The organism is Kribbella caucasensis, from assembly GCF_004361855.1.
GTDB classification, from domain to species: Bacteria; Actinomycetota; Actinomycetes; order Propionibacteriales; family Kribbellaceae; genus Kribbella; species Kribbella caucasensis.
This window is the reverse complement of sequence record NZ_SNWQ01000010.1, coordinates 116,178-133,598: the sequence shown is the minus strand read 5'-3', so window position 1 is coordinate 133,598 and position 17,421 is coordinate 116,178. Positions and strand designations below refer to the sequence as shown.

The 17,421-nt window shown below is 68.5% G+C and carries 16 protein-coding genes; 9 read left to right on the top strand and 7 right to left on the bottom strand.

The genetic code is table 11. The features are described 5' to 3' along the window. The first annotated feature begins 46 nt into the window (after positions 1-46). Genes EV643_RS21460 through EV643_RS21450 form a run of 3 tightly spaced genes read left to right on the top strand, consistent with a single transcriptional unit; the run spans position 47 to position 1,658 of the window. Complete coding sequence (locus tag EV643_RS21460) at positions 47-727, top strand: hypothetical protein (protein ID WP_133801895.1); 681 nt, start codon at positions 47-49, stop codon at positions 725-727. Continuing rightward, positions 724-1,431: a DUF2306 domain-containing protein gene (locus EV643_RS21455; RefSeq protein ID WP_133801894.1), complete on the top strand. Its 708-nt coding sequence runs from the start codon at positions 724-726 to the stop codon at positions 1,429-1,431. The genes EV643_RS21460 and EV643_RS21455 overlap by 4 nt, the downstream gene beginning before the upstream one ends. A 2-nt stretch (positions 1,432-1,433) precedes the next feature. Further along, positions 1,434-1,658 (top strand): DUF8691 family protein, encoded by a 225-nt coding sequence (locus EV643_RS21450; RefSeq protein WP_202869675.1) that lies wholly within the window; start codon positions 1,434-1,436, stop codon positions 1,656-1,658. A 26-nt stretch (positions 1,659-1,684) separates the two neighbouring features. Here EV643_RS21450 and EV643_RS21445 read toward each other — a convergent pair whose 3' ends face one another. Beyond that, positions 1,685-3,004 (bottom strand): ABC transporter ATP-binding protein, encoded by a 1,320-nt coding sequence (locus EV643_RS21445; RefSeq protein WP_238165704.1) that lies wholly within the window; start codon positions 3,002-3,004, stop codon positions 1,685-1,687. Positions 3,005-3,155: 151 nt separating this feature from the next. Between EV643_RS21445 and EV643_RS21440 the strand changes: the two genes are divergently transcribed. The 3 genes from EV643_RS21440 to EV643_RS21430 all read left to right on the top strand — a co-directional run bounded on the left by EV643_RS21440 (position 3,156) and on the right by EV643_RS21430 (position 6,493). Further along, complete coding sequence (locus EV643_RS21440; protein WP_133801893.1) at positions 3,156-4,067, top strand: ABC transporter ATP-binding protein; 912 nt, start codon at positions 3,156-3,158, stop codon at positions 4,065-4,067. Then, positions 4,064-4,843, top strand: a complete 780-nt coding sequence (locus EV643_RS21435; RefSeq protein ID WP_133801892.1) for an ABC transporter permease — start codon at positions 4,064-4,066, stop codon at positions 4,841-4,843. Before EV643_RS21440 ends, EV643_RS21435 begins: the two co-directional genes overlap by 4 nt. A gap of 342 nt (positions 4,844-5,185) precedes the next feature. After that, a complete protein-coding gene (locus tag EV643_RS21430; RefSeq protein WP_133801891.1) occupies positions 5,186-6,493 on the top strand; it encodes an FG-GAP repeat domain-containing protein in 1,308 nt (435 codons plus the stop codon). A gap of 36 nt (positions 6,494-6,529) precedes the next feature. Here EV643_RS21430 and EV643_RS21425 read toward each other — a convergent pair whose 3' ends face one another. From EV643_RS21425 to EV643_RS21405, 5 genes are all read right to left on the bottom strand, one after another. Further along, positions 6,530-6,733 carry a hypothetical protein gene (locus EV643_RS21425; RefSeq protein WP_133801890.1) on the bottom strand — a complete coding sequence of 68 codons (204 nt, stop codon included), beginning with the start codon at positions 6,731-6,733 and terminating at the stop codon, positions 6,530-6,532. 132 nt (positions 6,734-6,865) lie between these two features. Beyond that, positions 6,866-9,376: a X2-like carbohydrate binding domain-containing protein gene (locus tag EV643_RS21420; RefSeq protein ID WP_238165703.1), complete on the bottom strand. Its 2,511-nt coding sequence runs from the start codon at positions 9,374-9,376 to the stop codon at positions 6,866-6,868. A 196-nt stretch (positions 9,377-9,572) separates the two neighbouring features. After that, entirely contained in the window at positions 9,573-10,574 is a 1,002-nt protein-coding gene (locus EV643_RS21415; RefSeq protein ID WP_133801889.1) for a hypothetical protein, read from the bottom strand. Then, positions 10,571-11,119 (bottom strand): hypothetical protein, encoded by a 549-nt coding sequence (locus EV643_RS21410; protein ID WP_133801888.1) that lies wholly within the window; start codon positions 11,117-11,119, stop codon positions 10,571-10,573. Before EV643_RS21410 ends, EV643_RS21415 begins: the two co-directional genes overlap by 4 nt. After that, positions 11,116-14,913: a CHAT domain-containing protein gene (locus EV643_RS21405; RefSeq protein ID WP_133801887.1), complete on the bottom strand. Its 3,798-nt coding sequence runs from the start codon at positions 14,911-14,913 to the stop codon at positions 11,116-11,118. The genes EV643_RS21410 and EV643_RS21405 overlap by 4 nt, the downstream gene beginning before the upstream one ends. 236 nt (positions 14,914-15,149) lie before the next feature. Between EV643_RS21405 and EV643_RS21400 the strand changes: the two genes are divergently transcribed. The 3 genes from EV643_RS21400 to EV643_RS21390 are packed head-to-tail and all read left to right on the top strand — an operon-like array spanning position 15,150 to position 16,728. Then, complete coding sequence (locus EV643_RS21400) at positions 15,150-15,938, top strand: helix-turn-helix transcriptional regulator (RefSeq protein WP_133801886.1); 789 nt, start codon at positions 15,150-15,152, stop codon at positions 15,936-15,938. A gap of 23 nt (positions 15,939-15,961) precedes the next feature. After that, positions 15,962-16,351: a VOC family protein gene (locus EV643_RS21395; RefSeq protein WP_133801885.1), complete on the top strand. Its 390-nt coding sequence runs from the start codon at positions 15,962-15,964 to the stop codon at positions 16,349-16,351. Next, positions 16,351-16,728: a hypothetical protein gene (locus EV643_RS21390; RefSeq protein WP_133801884.1), complete on the top strand. Its 378-nt coding sequence runs from the start codon at positions 16,351-16,353 to the stop codon at positions 16,726-16,728. The genes EV643_RS21395 and EV643_RS21390 overlap by 1 nt, the downstream gene beginning before the upstream one ends. 52 nt (positions 16,729-16,780) lie before the next feature. Here EV643_RS21390 and EV643_RS21385 read toward each other — a convergent pair whose 3' ends face one another. Then, positions 16,781-17,401, bottom strand: a complete 621-nt coding sequence (locus EV643_RS21385) for a pyridoxamine 5'-phosphate oxidase family protein (RefSeq protein ID WP_133801883.1) — start codon at positions 17,399-17,401, stop codon at positions 16,781-16,783. Between the last annotated feature and the right edge of the window lie 20 nt (positions 17,402-17,421).

Genomic DNA, 17,421 nt, shown 5'->3' with positions numbered 1-17,421 from the left:
GGACATCCCGCGGCACCCGCCACGGACCACGGAACAGGAGCCGGACATGACCATCACACCCACCATCCTCACCCGGGCCGCCGGCGCCGCCGCAGTCGCCGCGGGACTGATCTTCATCGGCGTCCAGATCGGCCACCCGCACGTTGACACCACCTCCATCACCACGACCGAGGTGGTACTGCGAAACTCCCTGAAGGTGCTGATGGCCGTACTGGCGCTGGTCGGCATCACCGGCATGTACCTGAGCCAGGTCCGCCGGAACGGAGTGCTCGGACTGATCGGTTATCTGGTGCTCGGCGTCGGCTACCTCAGTATCGTCTGCACCACATTCGTCGCGGCGTACGTCCTGCCCGCCATCGTTGATACCAGCACCGGCTACGTGAACGACGTCATCGCCGTTTCCACCCGCGAGACCGTCACCGGTGACATCGGGGCGTTGCAGACCGTCTCCCAGATCCAGGGCTTCGCCTACCTGGCCGGCGGCCTCCTCTTCGGAATTGCCCTGTACCGGGCACGCGTTTTGGCTCGCTGGGCGGCCGCGCTCCTCGCCGTCGGTGGCGTCGTCACCGCCGTGCTCGCCCTCATGCCGGACGCCTTCTACCGGCTGCTGGCCTACCCGAACGGCATCGCCATGATCGGCCTCGGTTACTCGCTCTGGCGGATGACCCGCACCTCGTCCCAGACCGCGGTTCGCAGCCGGCACGTCACGACAGCGGGTGCGGAATGACCCAGTACGCCGCCCCTCGTACCCGGCCGGCGTCGCAGCGCCGGCCGCGCTCCCGGGACGGATCGAGCTGGCGGGTTCCCACCGCGCTGTTGGCGCTCACGATCATCCCGCTCGTCGCCGGGTCGCTCCGGCTCCTCGAGATCGCCGGCGGACCGCAGCTGCTGCCTACCAACCCGCGCATCGATGCGTCACCTGTCCCGCTCGTCCTGCACGTCGTCGCGGCCGCGGTGTACGCCGTCGTCGGCGCGTTCCAGTTCCCCGCTCGGATCCGCCGCGCGCATCGCGCCTGGCACCGCCGAGCCGGCCGTGTGCTCATCGGAGCCGGCCTGGTCGTCGCCGGCTCGGGGCTCTGGATGACCCTGTTCTACCCCGGTGCGCCCGGCGGTGACCTGCTGTGGACCGCGCGGCTGGTGGCCGGCTCTGCGATCGCAACCAGCATCGTCCTCGGATTCACCGCCATCCGACGCCGCGACATCGACGCACACCGCGCCTGGATGATCCGCGCCTACGCCCTCACAGTCGCCGCCGGCACCCAGGTGTTCACTCAAGGCATCGGCGAGGGCCTCTTCGGGACCACGGACCTCAGCACCGGCCTGTCGGTCAGCTCCGGTTGGGTGATCAACGCCGCCGTCGCCGAATGGGCCATCCACCGCCCCAGAGCCCGCCGGACACGGCGAGCCCGAGTCGCGACGGCAGGTTCCTGACCATGTCGACCGATGCCCCCATGGGTTACGAACTCCGTATCGAGGGACACCTCGACCAGCACTGGTCGACCTGGTTCGGCGGCCTCGCCCTCACCCTCGAGGGCGACGGCACCACCACCCTTCGCGGCGTCGTGACGGACCAGTCGGAGCTGCACGGCCTGCTCGCCAAGGTCCGCGACCTCGGCGTCACCCTCATCTCGGTCACGCCCATCGACGCCCATCTGTAGTTCCCGGTCGAATTGCTGATCGGGGGTCAGCGTTTGACGCGGTCTACCCGGCGACCGTGCTGGTCGAAGAGGTGGATACGGGAGACGTCCACCCCGAGGCGGACCGGATCGCCGGCTCTCAACTCGCCGGCGTTGTCGATCTCGAAGACCAGGTCGGATCGCCGGTGAGTCGGCGAGCTGAGTTGCTCCGGCGGGGCCGGGGTGGGCCTGCCGATCAGAGATCGCGTCCTGACTGCCAAGGCCGAGAGGTGTCCGGCTGTGCGATGGACCCGTGAGCCGGCGCTGTGTGAAGTCGGCCGGGCGGCGGTGTTGGCTCTGGTCCGGCGATGCCGGGGAAGGCCGACGAGATCGGGATTCAGCAGCTCGATGCCGGCATCGACGAAGGCGACCCACTGGTGACCGTGGAACTCAAGTGCCCGCATTCTCCCGGTCAGCTGGTTGCCGGCCCCGGTGTCCGCGGCCAGCGCGAAGGCATCCGAGCGGGCACCGACGACGACCTGCTCACCATCGTGGTCGCTGAGGATCATGGACCGGCGGTCGGTGGCCGGCAGCGCGATCGCCTGCATGCCGAAGTCCAGGGTGACTCTGTGGCGGGCGGTGACCCGGACGGTCGCGGCCATCAGGTTGATTCTCGGCGTACCGAGGAAGCCTGCTGTGAAGGCGGTGGCGGGGTCGTCGTAGACCTGCGCCGGTGTGCCGACATCCTCGATCCTGCCATCGCGCATGATGGCGATCCGGTCAGCCAGCGTGAGTGCCTCGACCTGGTCGTGGGTGACGTAGACCGTCGTCACGTTCATGTCCCGGGTCATCGAACCGATCTCCTGGCGCAGCTCGGTCCGCATCGTGGCGTCGAGGTTCGACAACGGTTCGTCCATCAGGAACACCCGGGGCTGCCTGATGATCGCCCGGCCGATGGCGACCCGCTGTCGCTGGCCGCCCGACAGCGTCCACGGCAGCCGGTCGAGCGCGGCGTCGATACCCAGGATCTGGGCCAACCCGGCGGCCTTGGCGCCGGCCTCGACCGGATCCTCTCCCGCCATCCGCAGCGGGAAGATGATGTTCTCGCGGGCCGTGCGGTTCGGGTACAGCGCGCCGTTCTGGAAGACCATCGCGACGCAACGGTCCTTCGGAGTCAGCCCCGTGCCCTTCGTGCGACCGAACCACACGTCGCCGGTGGTGACTTCCTCCAGGCCTGCGATCATCCGTAGGACGGTCGTCTTGCCGCAGCCTGACGGCCCGAGGAGCACCATGAACTCGCCGTCCGCAACCTCCAAGGACAGTTGATCGACGGCCAGGTAGCCGCCGTTGTACACCTTGGACACGGAGTCCAGCCTGATTCCTGTCACATCACCTCCCACTCGACCAGGCTGAGTAGACCGTGTCCCGTCAGTCGCTGTCCAGAGCTCACCAGCTGCTGCCTCCAAGCCGGCCGAGTCACACTGGACAGCGACCCCACCCCTAGGTCGCGTCGCGACACAGTCTCCGGAAGGCGAGTCCATGAACGCGGTGATCACCATCGATGGGCTCCGGAAGTCCTACGGACAGCGTGAAGCGGTGCGAGGCATCGACCTGGAGGTCCACGCAGGCGAGATCTTCGCCTTCCTCGGCCCGAACGGAGCAGGCAAGACGACGACGGTCGAGATCCTCGAAGGCTACCGAGACCCGACCGCCGGCCAGGTCTGGGTACTCGGAGCCGATCCCGCCCGCGCCGATCGCGACTGGCGCTCCCGGATCGGGGTGATGCTGCAGAGCTGGCAAGTCGAGCCTGCGCTGACCGTGCGCGAGTCACTCGAGCAGTTCGCCGGCTACTACCCGCGGCCCCTTCCGGTCGAGGAGGTGGTCCGGCTCGTCGGCCTCGAAGAGCAGCGCGACACTCGCGCCGGCCGGCTGTCCGGCGGTCAGCAGCGCCGGCTCGACATGGGTATCGCTCTTGTCGGCGACCCCGAACTACTGTTCCTCGACGAGCCCACGACCGGCTTCGACCCGGCCGCACGGCGCGGGGCGTGGCAGATCATCGCCTCGCTGCGGGATGCGGGCAAGACCGTCATGCTGACCACTCACTACCTGGACGAGGCTCAGGCGCTCGCCGACCGCGTCGCGATCCTTGTGGACGGCCGGATCATGACCCACGGCCCGCCGGACTCTCTGGTCGCCGGGCACCCGACGAGGATCACCTTCCAGCTCCCCCACGGCGTCGCACTCCCCCCTCTCCCCCTACCCGGGCGGCTCGATGCCGAGGCGGCCGATGGCCGGGTCGAGCTTCGCTCCCACGCCCCCGTGCCACTGGTCCACGCGTTGACCGCCTGGGCCATGGAGAACGGACACGACCTCGCCGACCTCCAGGTACGGCGACCCAGCCTCGAGGACGTCTACCTCGACCTCACCTCAACGCCCCGGGCACAGTCATGAGTACGGCGAGCCTCGTGCGCCACCAGGTCCGCTACGACGGGAAGACCTACTGGCGCAGCCCGAGCACGATCTTCTTCGCCTTCGTGCTGCCGATCATGTTCCTGATCATCTTCGTCACCGTGTTCGGCAACCAGCGGATGGAACTCGCCGACGGCCAACTGGTCAGCGGCGCCACCTACTACCTGCCGGGAATCGTGGCCCTGGGGCTGATTCAGACGACCTTCACCAACCTGGCCGTATCGCTCACCGCCTCCCGCGAACGCGGCCTGCTGAAACGGCTCCGCACCACGCCGCTGCCGACCTGGATCTTCATGGCCGGCCGCATCATCACGTCGGCGGCCGCGGCGATCCTGCTCGTTGTCGTACTCGTGGCGATAGGGCGTGTCATCTACGGCGTCGCTGTGCCAACCACCACCATCGCGGCAGGTCTGCTCGCACTCATCGTCGGCACCTTCACCTTCTCGGCACTCGCATTCGCCGTATCCACGGCCATCCCCTCCCAAGATGCGGCGCTGCCGATCATGAACGCCATCACCCTCCCGCTGTACTTCATCTCCGGCATCTTCATCCCCCAAGAACTCATCCCGGACGGCGTACGCGAGGTCGCGCAGGTCTTCCCGGTGAAGCGCCTCTACGACGCGTTCCTGACCGTCTTCGACCCGGCCACCACCGGCGCAGGGATCGAACTCACCGACCTCGGGATCGTCGCCGGCTGGGGTCTGGTCGCGACGATCGTCGGTACGACGGCATTCCGATGGGCACCACGTACTGACTGAAGGCCCTGGATGCGGTGGTCAGCAGTTCGATCAGTCGTACCCGGCCTGCCTGCGGCGTGTATTTGTCCGAGGCGACTGTATTTGCACGTTGCTGCAGAACGCTGGCGGTAGGGGCGCGGCGCGGGCGACAGTATCGGGGAGGTTCTCACCTTGTCCGATCCCGTCCGATCGTCGATTGTGAGGCACTGATGCGCCGGCTGTTGGCTATTTGGTGAGCCGCGACCTGTAACGCGGCATTTCTCTCACCCTCCCACAGTACTCACCCGTACGGCGGCTATTTCTTCATGCCCGCCGATGGGTCCCTCGCGTCTATTTCCTTGACAATGCGAAAAGGAGTGAACGGTGAAAAGAATTCTTTCCGCCCTGGCTGCTGCCGCTCTGGTGGTAGTCATGCTCAGCACGGGGCAAACGGCCTGGGCCGTGCCACCCACCCCGTCCTTTCCGGCGGCGATCGACCCGTACGCGTCCTATGTCGCGCCGGGCTGCGATCCGACCGCGAAGCCCGGTGTCGTCGCCTTCCGGGGGATCCTGAAGGCGGAGTACGGGCGCGCCGACCTCGGCATCGTCCGGCCTTGCGGCCAGGGAGAGCCGAGCGATCACCACCAGGGGCGCGCCCTCGACTACCCGTTCAACGCTTTCAATTCCACCCAGCTCGCCGAGGCCAACGCGTTGCTCAACTGGCTGTTGGCCACCGACCAGTACGGCAACCAGCATGCCTTGGCGCGTCGGCTGGGGATCGTGTACATGATCTGGAACCGCAAGATCTGGAAGGCCTACGAGCCGTCCGCCGGGTGGCAGGCGTACAACGGGACGAGCCCGCACACCGACCACATCCACTTCAGCTTCGGCTGGCCGGGCGCCCTCAAGCAGACGAGCTGGTGGACCAGCGGCGGCCTCGACCGTCCGGCGGAAAGCGTGAACGGTGACCAGTACGACGACCTCCTCGCCGTTGATCCCGACAACGTGATGCGGGTGTTCCCGGGCACGGTGAACGGGAATTTCGGTACCTCGTACCCCCTCGGTCCCGGCTGGTCCTCGACGTACAACCGCATCGCGGTCGGCGACACCAACGCCGACGGCGCTGCCGACATTCTCGCCACCTCCACCGACGGCAAACTGCACTACTGGCACAACTCCGGCACCGGAACATTCTCAAAACTCGCGAACGCCGGCGTCGGCTGGACCTCGATCGAATGGTTCGCACTCGTCGACATCAACGGCGACGACAAAGCCGACATCGTCGCCCGCGACGGCGGCATGCTCTATTGGTACCCCGGCGAAGGCGCCGGCGCCTTCAGCCAACGCATCAAGATCGGCGAAGGCTGGAGCACCTACCCCGAATTCGCCGGCGGCGACGCCGACGGAGACGGCGACGGCGATCTGTGGGGAACCGATGCCAACGGCAACCTGTCCTTCTGGGAAGGGGCCGGAAACGGCACCTTTGCCGTCAGAGTCACGGTCGGCTCGGGCTGGAACGGCTTCGGCCCCTTCAACGCCATGGACGTCAACGGAGACGGCAAAGCCGACCTGGTGGCAGTCCGCACCAGCGACCACCACCTACTCCGCTGGACCGGCAAGGGCGACGGCACCTTCAACACCGCCGAAGACATCGGCCACGGCTGGACCGGCTACCGCCCCGCGACCTACTGACACCTAACCCGACAACGCGGGTGGCTGATGTCCCCATCAGCCACCCGCTCCGGAGAGACTGTGTGCGAGGTCTGCGGCGTACGCGGCTTCGAGGTCTTCGTCCCATGGCTCGGCGGTGTCGAGGATCGCCGTACCCGCGGCGATGCCGGCCCGGATCGTTGCGAGATCAGCGGATCGGTCACGGGGTGCGAGCGAGAAACCTGCGACCCCGAGTGCGACGCGGCCCACGAGTTCCTTCACCATGCCTCCTGTCTCCGATGGCACAACATCGCCGGGAACCTCTCTGGGAGAGGCTATGGCAGTGGCGTATGCGCGGCCGGCGGCCGCTATGGGTGATCTGGAACCCTCGCCGGGTTCCAGATCACCCTCGGGTCAGGCGAGCGTGTAGCGGATCAGGTCGGTTCGTAGTACCTCGCCTGAGGCCTTCACGATGCGCAGGGTGTGCTGTCCGTCCTTCAGACCGGTACGGGTGAACACCTGCTGCGTCGTGGTGCGCGCCTCGTTGAAGAGGTTCACGCGGTCCACGAGCTTGCCGTCGATGTAGACGTCGGCTTCCCCCTGGTCCGGACCCAGCGCGGTGACCCACCCAACGCCGGTGCCCTTGAAGGCGAACTCGACTGCCGCGCCGTCCGCTGTCGCGAAGTGCACGTCGTCCCGGTAGTCACCGCGGAAGCGGAAGTCCAGCTTCGTGGTGCCGGTCGGTCGAGCCGCGAGGTACTCCTTCTTGATCGTCACCACCCGGCCGGAGACGGTGTAGTCGGTGCCGTTGACGAGGTTCTGGCCGCCGTTCGCGATATCGACCAGTTCGCCGGGATCGCGCCCGATCTCGGTGCTGACATCGGCCTGAGCAGACTTGTCGAAGGCCGCAGTACCCGGGTTCAGCAGGCTCTCCTGCCGCACGACCAGCTTGTCGACCAGCATGAACTGTCCAGACTTCTTCACACCGCGGATCGTGTGGGTTCCGTTCGGCAGGTCCGAGATGCTGTACACCAACTGCTGCGCGGCCCGCGCGTCGGCGTGAGTGTCGACGGTCGCCTTGAAGGCACCGTCGATGTAGATGTCGACCTCACCTTGCGAGGGGTCCTTCTCCGTGATGTAGTCGACGCCGTTGCCGACGAAGCTGTGCGTGAAGGCGTCGCCGTTGGTCTCCGTGTACTGCACGTCGTCCTGATAGTCACCGAGCCCGCGGCCCGTACTCCGGCTCCAGGAACCCGTGTAGACGATTCCCGGGTCATCGTTGTTCAGCTCAACCGTCCGTACGCCGGTGGCCGCCGCATGCCCTTCAGCAGGGATGCTTGTGTCCGTCACCGTGACCGACAGCGGTTCCGAGACCGCCGGGACCTCGCGGTTCCCGTTGCGCTGCCAGACACCGTCGTACGAGACCCGCAAATCGTCGTCGTTGACCCGGATCGCAGCGCCCTTCTGCGGCGTGACCTTGAACAGGCGGACCCCGTGCGGCGGCACGGTCGCCGCGGTGTAGCCGGAGGTGAACTGGCCCAGATTCTTCTTCGCCCACAGGTCGCGCACCGTCGCGGAACCGTCCAGTCCGAGATCGGCCCAGTTCACCGTCATGTTGGCCTCGGTGGTCCCGAGGTTGAACAGGGCGACGGTGTACGAGCTGTCCGCGTTGAGCGAGTACCAGACCTGCCGGTTGGTCTTGGTCGACACCGGTTGCGCGGGACGGCCCGCCTGGTTGACCGCGATCACCTCGCGGTTCGTGAGCAGTTCCACGCCGTACGCGTCGAGCCTGGTCATGTCGTTGCCGATGTAGAACGGAGCGGCGGAGACCGCCCACAGCGTCGCCGCCGTACGCCGCTCGTCCTTGGTCAGCCCGTCCATCGTGCCGTTGCCGACGTTCAGGGAGTCGAGATCGTTCCACCCACCCGGTCCACCGTGGCGCCACCAGTCAGCCACCCTGGGGAAGAGCCGCGCGATGTTCGGCCAGGCCGTGAGCGCCTCCCCCGGGCAGTAGCACTCGACGTCCCAGTCGACCCGCCAGCCGTTCGCCCACTGCTTCCAGTAGTCCGCGTAGTTGATGTCGAGCGCCCAGGAGAGTTCCAGCCAGATGCCGTGCCGGGCGAGAGCTTGCGACCATCCCTTCACCTCGTCGCGCGCGTCCAGGGAGAGATCGTTCTTCCCCGAGCCCGGCGTCACACTGTCGAACTTCAGGAAGTCGACACCCCACTCGGCGAAGAGATCGGCGATCGAGTCGATGTATGCCTGGGCGCACGGCTTCGTCATGTCGATGCGGTACCCGAAACCCCAGTAGTCCCCCTGCTGCAACGGTTGCACAGCCAGATCCCCTGTCGTGCACCCCGGATGGCCGTACACGGGAAGGTTGGCGTCCAGCATCGCCTTCGAGATTCCCGGGATGCTGTAGAGCCCGACCTTCTGGCCGTTCGCGTGGATGTGGTCGATCACCGCCTGCAGACCGTTCGGGTACAACGTCTTGCTCGGCACCGGCCGGCCGTACCCGTCGGTGCCGCCGTTCCACGCGGCGTCGATGTTGATGTACTCGTACCCGAACGGCTGGAGTTTCTGATGCATCGCATCCGACTGGGCGATGATCTGGTCGGCCGTGATCCAGCTGCCGCCGTTGGGCGAGTACACCTGCATGCTGTAACTGCTCCAGCCCATGTACGGCTTCCGCGCCGCCTCCCCCGCCGGCCCGAGCGACGGCCCCGCCGCCGTGGTGACGCCCGCCGGAGTGCTGATGCTCGCCGCGCTGGGTGCGCGCGCCGTCGTAGCTCCATGCGGCTCACGCGCCCCATTCCCGCCAGGTACGGCGGACGACGGGGCTGACAGGCCAACCGAGCCGACGGCGACGGCGGCGAGCACCGCGAACATGCCTCGCATCGCCTTGTTTCGAAGGGATCTGGTCATGAGCGGCGACCTCTCTGATCATCTGACAGCCGAGACCCCTGGCGCCTGCGGTCTTCGGCACACGTTCCAGGAACACGGATCCGATAGGATATTGGGCCCTTTACTTAACTCTGTCAAGATTTCATGGCTCGACGGCTGGGACACCGCCGTACGAGGTCGTCGCACTGACCCCGCTGGGCCGATGACCAGGCCCCGCTCAAGCGAGCAGGATCGCGCCTGCGGCACCGACCACGGCCGCGCTCCCGAGCAGCCACACTGAGAGCGGAAGCGCCAGGCCCTTCGGCGGGTCCTCCGGCGCAGGCGGCTCCGGCGCCGGCGCGTGCGCGGTGGCGACGTTGCGGTACCACTGGGCACAGACTCGTCGCCAGTACGCCATCTCGTCCTCACCGGGATCGCCGTCGGGAAGCTTGGCCCGCAGCTCGGTCCGGCCGATGTCAAACGCAGCCTTGACCAGCTGGGCGTACCCGATCGCAGCCGAGCACGCCGCCCGGTAAGCCAGCCAGGCGAGGGCGATCCCGCCCCAGAAGCAGGCGAGGAACAGCACCGACGAGCCACCCGCGGCGAGCACGTAGCCTCCGGCAACCACAGCGAACCCAGCGGCGCAGGTCGCCGCGGTGAGCAGCAGCGCGACGTCGGACTGGGCGGCGTTGAGCGTAGTCGCCATTCGCTCCGGAAGCAGCGGGTACAGCCGCGGCCAGACCAGCACGGCGTCGATCTCGTACCGGTCGCGGGGGTAGAGCTCGGCGTTCTTCAGGATGTTGCCCAACCGGGTCGGCATCACCTCACCCGGCTGGGTCGGCAGTGGGTAGCGGAGGTAGACCGTCTCGTACGCGGCATCGTCCGCGATCTGCTCTCCCAGAGCAGCGAGCCGGCGGCGGTGCCAGCGTTTGCCCAGCGCACCGAGAGTGCGCCGCAGCGGACCCCACCAGTACCCTTCGGCGAGCCGGAACAGAGCCGACTCCAGGCTGCTGAGCAGGCCCGCGAGCACCGCAACCACGACCACGAAACCGGCCACCTCGAACGAGGTGAGCAGCGAATCCTGACTCCCGAGCCGCCTGATCGCCGGGCCGACACCCAGTTCGAGGCCGGCGATCACCAGTGCCAGTCCGCCCAGGACAGTCAGTGCCGGCAGGAACGCGTTGAGCAGGAACCGCCGGTCCAGCACCCCGGCCGCCTCCTTCACCACCCCCGCGATCATCCGAGTCCCGGTACGGCGAGCAGGTGCGGGGGCTGGTCCGGATTGGCGCAGGCAGGTGGATGCCGTCGATCGAAGAAGGCCAGCGGGTTCGGATGGTTGCAGCCGGGCGCAGCGCACATCACCACCGCGGCCGGCGTGGTGTGGCTGCCGTGCAACTGTCCGCCGGCCGCGCTCTCCAATGGACCCATCGGCCGTGGCACGGGCGCCTGCCCGGCCCCCAGGTACTCGTCCAGCACCTCCCCGGGCACTACGCCGACCACGGTGTCGGCGTCGACGACGACCAGCCCGTACGGGTCGAGGTCCAGCAGCGACATGCCGTCGGCGGCGACCAGATCGGCCAACCGCACCTCCGCGCCGATCACTACCGCCGGCCGGAAGTCCCCGGCGCCCTCGGCGACCGCGACCGGTCCGTGCCCGGCAAGGGCGAGTACGACGTACCGGCTACCAGCGGACCGTCCGGACGGCGGCTCGGGAGGTGGCCACGGCAACACCGTGACGGACGCGTCGGCCAGCGCCGCCATTGTGTCGTTGGGGTTCGCGGTCATCGCCAGTCGCCCATCAGGACGAACGGTGCCCAGTGGTACGGATGGGAGAACGGGGTCGCCGCGTAGTCGACCGGACCGGCAGCCCGCATCGCCCGCCGAGCCCGGGCCACTGCCGCAACCAGCTCACGTTCTTCGGCGCCATCGTGCTGCTCCGCGCCGGACGCAGTGTCGGCCAGGGCCTGATAACCACTCAACGCGGTGGCGAAGTCTCTGGCCTGGTAGTGGAGGTCGGCGATGTCGCGGTCGAGCAGCCGGACGGTCGCCTCGTCACCCGCACCGGCGGCGGCGAGCCGCGCCTCGGCACACACCTGGAGCACGTCGGAGATCGTAGCGGTTCGCACCTCCCGCTGGGCGGCGCGCAGCGCATCCGCTTTGGTCAGCCCGGCGCGCAGTCCGCGGTAGAAAGCGGTCATCAGCAGCCCGGTCGACACCTCGTCCACGGACCACAGGCTGACCAGCACCGACGGCGTGCCGGCGTAGATGAACGCCCGGGTCAGTCCGATCAACTCGTCCCCGGGCCGGTTCTGGCTGACCCCGGAGTCGCACGCGCTGAGTGTGACCAGGTCCAGGTCGAGCCGCAGTCCCAGGATGTCCTGTACGGTCAGCGGCCCGTCCGCAAGCACGATCCCGGACCGCTCCGGGTGCTCCGGGTCGAAGGTGCCGTGGCAGGCCAGGTGTAGGATGTCCGGACGGTCTGACGCAGCGAGCCGATCGTGGATCGTGGCGAGGTCCGCCACCGGGCCGATCAGCGGCGGGTCACCGGAGTCGAACAGGGCGCTGATGGCGCGGGCCTGGTGCCGCGCGTGCGGCAGCGGCGCCTCGGCCTGGGCGTCGGCCAGGATCAGTGGGGTCTCCCGGTGGTCGACCCGCTTGGCCTGGGCGTACTTCATCACCGACGCGCTCGGGCTGTAGCAGACCGGATGCCGGTCGGCGAGGGTTACTCCGTCCACCGGGATCGCGTGCAGTGGCAGGTAGTGCAGGACATCGTGCGGCGCGAGACAGAGCAGGTCGCCGTCCCCGCACGCGCCGAACACAGGTTCGACCAGCGGCCGCAGTACGTCCTGCCACTCCGCAAGATCGACGGCGAGCAACCGCGGCGCTCCGTGCCCGGCGCCGAACGCGTCCGTAGCTACGTTCCTGATCTGCTCCCGCCCCAGCTCCACAGTGAACACCTGCGGCTGCGGGTGGGCGGCGGTGGCCACGAAGACATACGTCTCCTCCTCGCCGACGTAGTACTCGACCAGGGTGGCCGGGGGGTCTGCTCGGAGCAACTCCTGGATCTCTGGGTACGAGATCGGGTCGCCGCGGCGCAACGCCGCATACTCGGCGCCGTCGTCGGTGGACGCGAGGCCGGCCCACGTCTCCTCCAATGCGTCGCGGGCCTGCCGCACCCGGTCCGGCGACGCGTTCCGGTACGCCTTGTACGCCGCGCGCTCGGCCGCGAAGAGCTCTTCTTCCGAGGAGTCGAGGGGCTCCGGCAGAGCCTCGCCGAGCAACTGGAGGAACACCCGGGATCGGGCTCGCTCCACCAGCATCAGCGCCTCGGCGTACGGCTGCTCCGGCCAGCCCTCACCGGAGGGCTCGTACTCGGCAGAGATCACCAGCAGGTGCACTCCGAGCGTGTACAGGTCCGACGTACGGCCTGCCACATCGATCCGGTCGTCGGAGTCGAGCACCCGCTCGTGGATCTGCTCCCTGGCCGTCAGCGCAAGCCGTAGATGCCGGTACGCCGCGATTGGGTCGGACTCCTCCAGGTAGGCGTCGGCCAGCCCGGCGTGCGCTTGGACCACCCAGCTGAGGTGGCCGTCCCGGGCAGCATGCTCCGCACCGTCGAGTAGCAACGGGATGGCCGCGGCGGGGTTGCCCTCGCTGAGCCGGTTGAGCCCGCTGATGGTGCGCCGGCGACCTGGGAACTCCAACTCCCTCGGGAAGGCCGGGAGCCGGCGGTTGGCCGGCACATGTTCTGGCACGGGCCACAGCGCCAACGTCATGTCCTCCATGCTCCGGACCACACCGGCGAGCCGGCGGCGGGCGATGAACACCTGCAGACTGACGCCCGGATCACCGGCCTCGCGCAACAGCGGCTTCAGGTCACGGGGCCGCCACCGGATCTGCTGGGCCTCGTCCAGGAGCAGCTTCGCGCGGTCCGGGTCGACGGTGGCGGTCACGAACCCCGCCTGCAGCAGCACATGTCGCCGCACCGGCGGCGCAAGATCCTGCTCCAGGTACGGCGCCAGCGCCGCGAGCGCCTCGTCCGGCCGGGCCAGTCGGGCCGCCCAGCCGATCGCTTCGCTGCTCGCGCACACCGCGGCCATCTGGCGCCAGCCAAGCGCCTCGGAGCCCTGTACCGCCTCGTGCCACGCCTGTACCGCCTCCTCGGGCCAGTTGAGGTACTGGTAGACGTTTCCCTTGATCAGTGCGCACTGGACCCGCACCGACGCGAGGTGCTTGGTGAGCAGCGGCCGGTGCTGCTCGGGGATGCGAGGCAGCACCTCCGATTCGGCCAGCTGGATCGCCCGCTCGGCGATCTCGATCCAACGCAGCGCATGCTGCCCGGTCAGCGGCTCGGCCCCACCCGGAGCGGAGTCGAACATGCCCTGCAGCGGCGCCGCCGAGCCGTGTGCCGCCCGCAGCGCCTCTTCGCTGAGCAGATCCACCATCGACAGGTCCGGCCGCGCCGGGTGCGCCAGCAGGGCGTCGTACCCCCAGTAGTTCAGGACCTGGTCGACCAGGTGATCGTCGTACCCGACGAGCCGGGAGATGTCTCCGCGCCGCTGGTTCGTCCAGCCGGTGAACCAGATGTCCCAGACCGATCGCAGCGCCTCAAGCGAGACCAGACCCAGGGCAGCCCACAGCAGCGCGGGCTCGGGCTGGAATAGCCCCGCGACACTGAACACGAACAGCCCGCGGCTGATGAACAGCGCGTTGAGGTTCCCCCCGACCAGCAGGGTCAAGCCCGTCCTACGCCGGCTGGTCATCGAGCGACGCAGCACCAAGGTGAGCAGCATCGCCGCCGCCACCCCGGCCAGCGCGACCGCGATCCCCGCCACCACCGGTGCATCCACCGCCCGCCAGGCCCGGACCACCAGCTCTCCCAGCGGCGTCGCGGCCAGACCGATCCCGCCGAGGATGAACAGCATCTGGCTGAACCGCGAGCCCTTCCGATATGGCCGCGTCAGCCGCCGCTCACCGTAGTGCCAGAGCCAGCATTGCCCAGTGATCAGCAAGCCGCCGAGCAGCAGCGGCAGGTCACCGACAGCTGACGGGCCCCAGCTGACCACGGCTACCGCCGCGACTGCTGGGATCGCGCCCGCCACCAGCGCGCCGTACTGCATTGCCCGGTCCGCCAGTCCGGGCGGCTGAGGGCCGCGCCAGATTGCGACTAGCTCGCGGCGGAGGCCCTTCTGGTTCCACCATTCGGAGCCTCGGAACGCGGTGGTCGAGCGGCGTGCCGTGTACCCGACGACGATCGGCAGCACCCACCAGAGCAGTAGGTCCGGCTCGGGCCGCCAGAAGGTGTACACGACAGCCGCGCCGTACCCGACCAGCGGTTCATAGGTGCCTACCGCGAGCCCGATCAGGGCGAGGAGGATCGCGGTGGCCAAGCCGTTCTCGACCATCCAATGCAGCGGCGTGCGCAGCAGCCACGCGGCCAGGCCCCAGACGAGCAGCCCGACGACCAGGGAGCCGAGTACTGGGCCACAACCGGATCGCCGGCCGGCGACCTCTCGCGTCCGGCTGACCACCGCGGCGAGGCTTGCCGCCACCATCAGCCACTGCCACCAGGCGCCCACCGGCTACTCCACCTGCTGGACCATCGCGCTGCCGCCGGCCGTCGGCGCGACCGTGGCGACGAGCAGAGCAGAAACCCACAACCGCCGCATCGTCGCCTCCACGCGTGATGGCCCCGCCAGCCCCCCGGGGCCGCCAAGCGGTGCGGCAACAGTACTGCCGGGCGGGCCCGGTAGGTAGCCGCGGAGTGTGGCGATCGCATCGACGTTTTGTCCCCGGGCACGTTTAGCCTGCGGGTATGAACCGGATTGACCGGCTGTATGCGCTGGTCGAGGAGTTGCGGGCGGCTGGGCCGAGGGGTCGTACGGCCCGGCAGTTGGCCGGGCACTTCGAGGTCAGTGTCCGGACCGTCGAGCGCGACCTGAGCGCGCTCGGGCAGGCCGGTGTGCCACTCACGACCAAGCAAGGTCGCACCGGTGGCTACATGCTCGACCGGTCGATGAGCCTGCCGCCGCTCAACTTCACCCCCCGCGAAGCGGCGGCTGTCGCCGTCGCACTGAGCCGGAGCAACCACGTGCTCTTCACCCGCGACGCCCGCAGCGCGTTGCAGAAGATCATGTCCGCCATGCCGGAGCGCGCACTCGAGGAGGCGCGCACGGCCGCCGCCAAGGTCAGGCTGCTCGTCCAGCCGGTCCCTGATCCCGACACGGAGATCGCCGAGACGATCTGGCGAGCCGTGCACGACAACCACGTCCTGCGCATCGGCTACCTCGACGTCGGCGGCATCCAGACCGAGCGAGAGATCGAGCCACAGCACATCGTCGTCGGTCCGAACGGCTCGTACCTCACCGCCTGGTGCCACCTGAGACAGGACGACCGGGTGTTCCGGATGGATCGCATCAGCCGGGCCGAGCGCGTGCCGTCACTGCCGCGCCCGCCCCGCGCTACGCGCGAATTGAAGGTCGACGGCCATGACACGAAGCTGCCGGAGTCCGCGCTGCGTCCCGAAGATCTTCTCCCGAACACCGACATAGGGGTGTCGCGAACCCCTGGGACGGTGAGTGCAGCCCGCCGCTCCGGTGGGTGATCCGCACAATGAAGGAGACACCCATGACCACTCGTACTCCTGGCGCCCTGGCCTGGTTCGAGGTCGCCACCAGCGACCCGGACGGCGCCCAGAAGTTCTACGGCAGCCTCTTCGACTGGACCTTCGAGGCAGACGGCCCAGCCGCGAGCGGCGGCATGGACTACCGCAACATCAAGGCTTCCGGTACCGACGAGCCGATGGGCGGCATCTTCGGCACCGGTGGGCAGGTGCCCGACCACGCGGTGTTCTACATCCTCGTCGCCGACCTCGAGGCCACCTGCGCCGACGCCGAACAGCTCGGCGGCTCGGTAGTCAGCAAACACCTCGACCCCGGCCCGGGCGCCCCGGCGTTCGCGTACCTGCGCGACCCGTCAGGCAACCAGTTCGGCGTCTTCACCCCGCCGGCGGCCTGATGGCACAAGACCCGAAGCGCACCTCCCCGCCGGACCACTCCGGCGGGGACGACGCCCGCGACCTGTACGACGAGCTCACCGACGACCTGCTCTACGACCCCGCGGTCGGCCGGTCGACGATGATGGGCTACCCCTGCGTGCGGCTGGCCGGGCAGTTCCTCGCTTCGTATGACGACAAGTCCGGCTGCCTGGTCGTGAAACTGCCCAGCGAACGAGTCGCCGAACTCGTGAAGACCGGCACCGGCGACCACTTCGCCCCCGCCGGCAAGGTCTTCCGGGAGTGGGTCGCAATCGCAACGATCGATCGCCGGCTCTGGCAAACCCTGCTCGCCGAGGCCGTCGCCTTCGCCCGAGGCACCCTGACCGACAAGCGCTGAGCCCTCCGGCAATTCCAACGCTCCGTGGCGGTCACGCGGCGGTTTGCCGGGCTCAGCGGCCGAGTATGTCGCGTTCGCCTGGATCGCGGGCTGGGTCGTGGTCGGGCAGCGCGTCGAACGCCCAGTCGGAGCGCTTCCACTCCGGGACCGGAGTCAGGCAGTCGTTGCGCGGCACGAACCGCGACCGCCGTACGAGCTCGTACCGGTGGATGTAGCGCGGACAGTTGGGGTAGACCGCTCGCGCGCGGACCCGGACGACGAACTGCGCCTCCGGGTAGTCACCCCGCAATGGGTCATCGAGGTCGATGCTCGCGGTGCCCTCCAGCCGCATCCGGTGGCCGCGCTCGAAGTCGATGAACAGCATCCCCACGTCGCCGTTGACCAGGACGTTGCCGGTCGAGAGGTACATGCCGTTTCCGTCGTAGTTCGGAAAGACCAAGGTGTGCGGATCCAGCACGTGGACGAAGCCCGGCTCGCCGCCCTTGTAGGAGCACGTCGGCCGTCCCTCGGCGTCGGCCGTCGCGAGGAAGAACATGTCGCGATCTTCGATGAAGGCGCGATCACCCTCGCTGATGGTGTCTTTGACGAGCAGTCCGTCGATACGGTCGGCCAGGGCTCGCGTGTCGAAGCGATCTTGCAGCGACCGGCTACCGCTGTGGAACCCGGAAACCATGTGTCCTCCCCGTCGAGGCG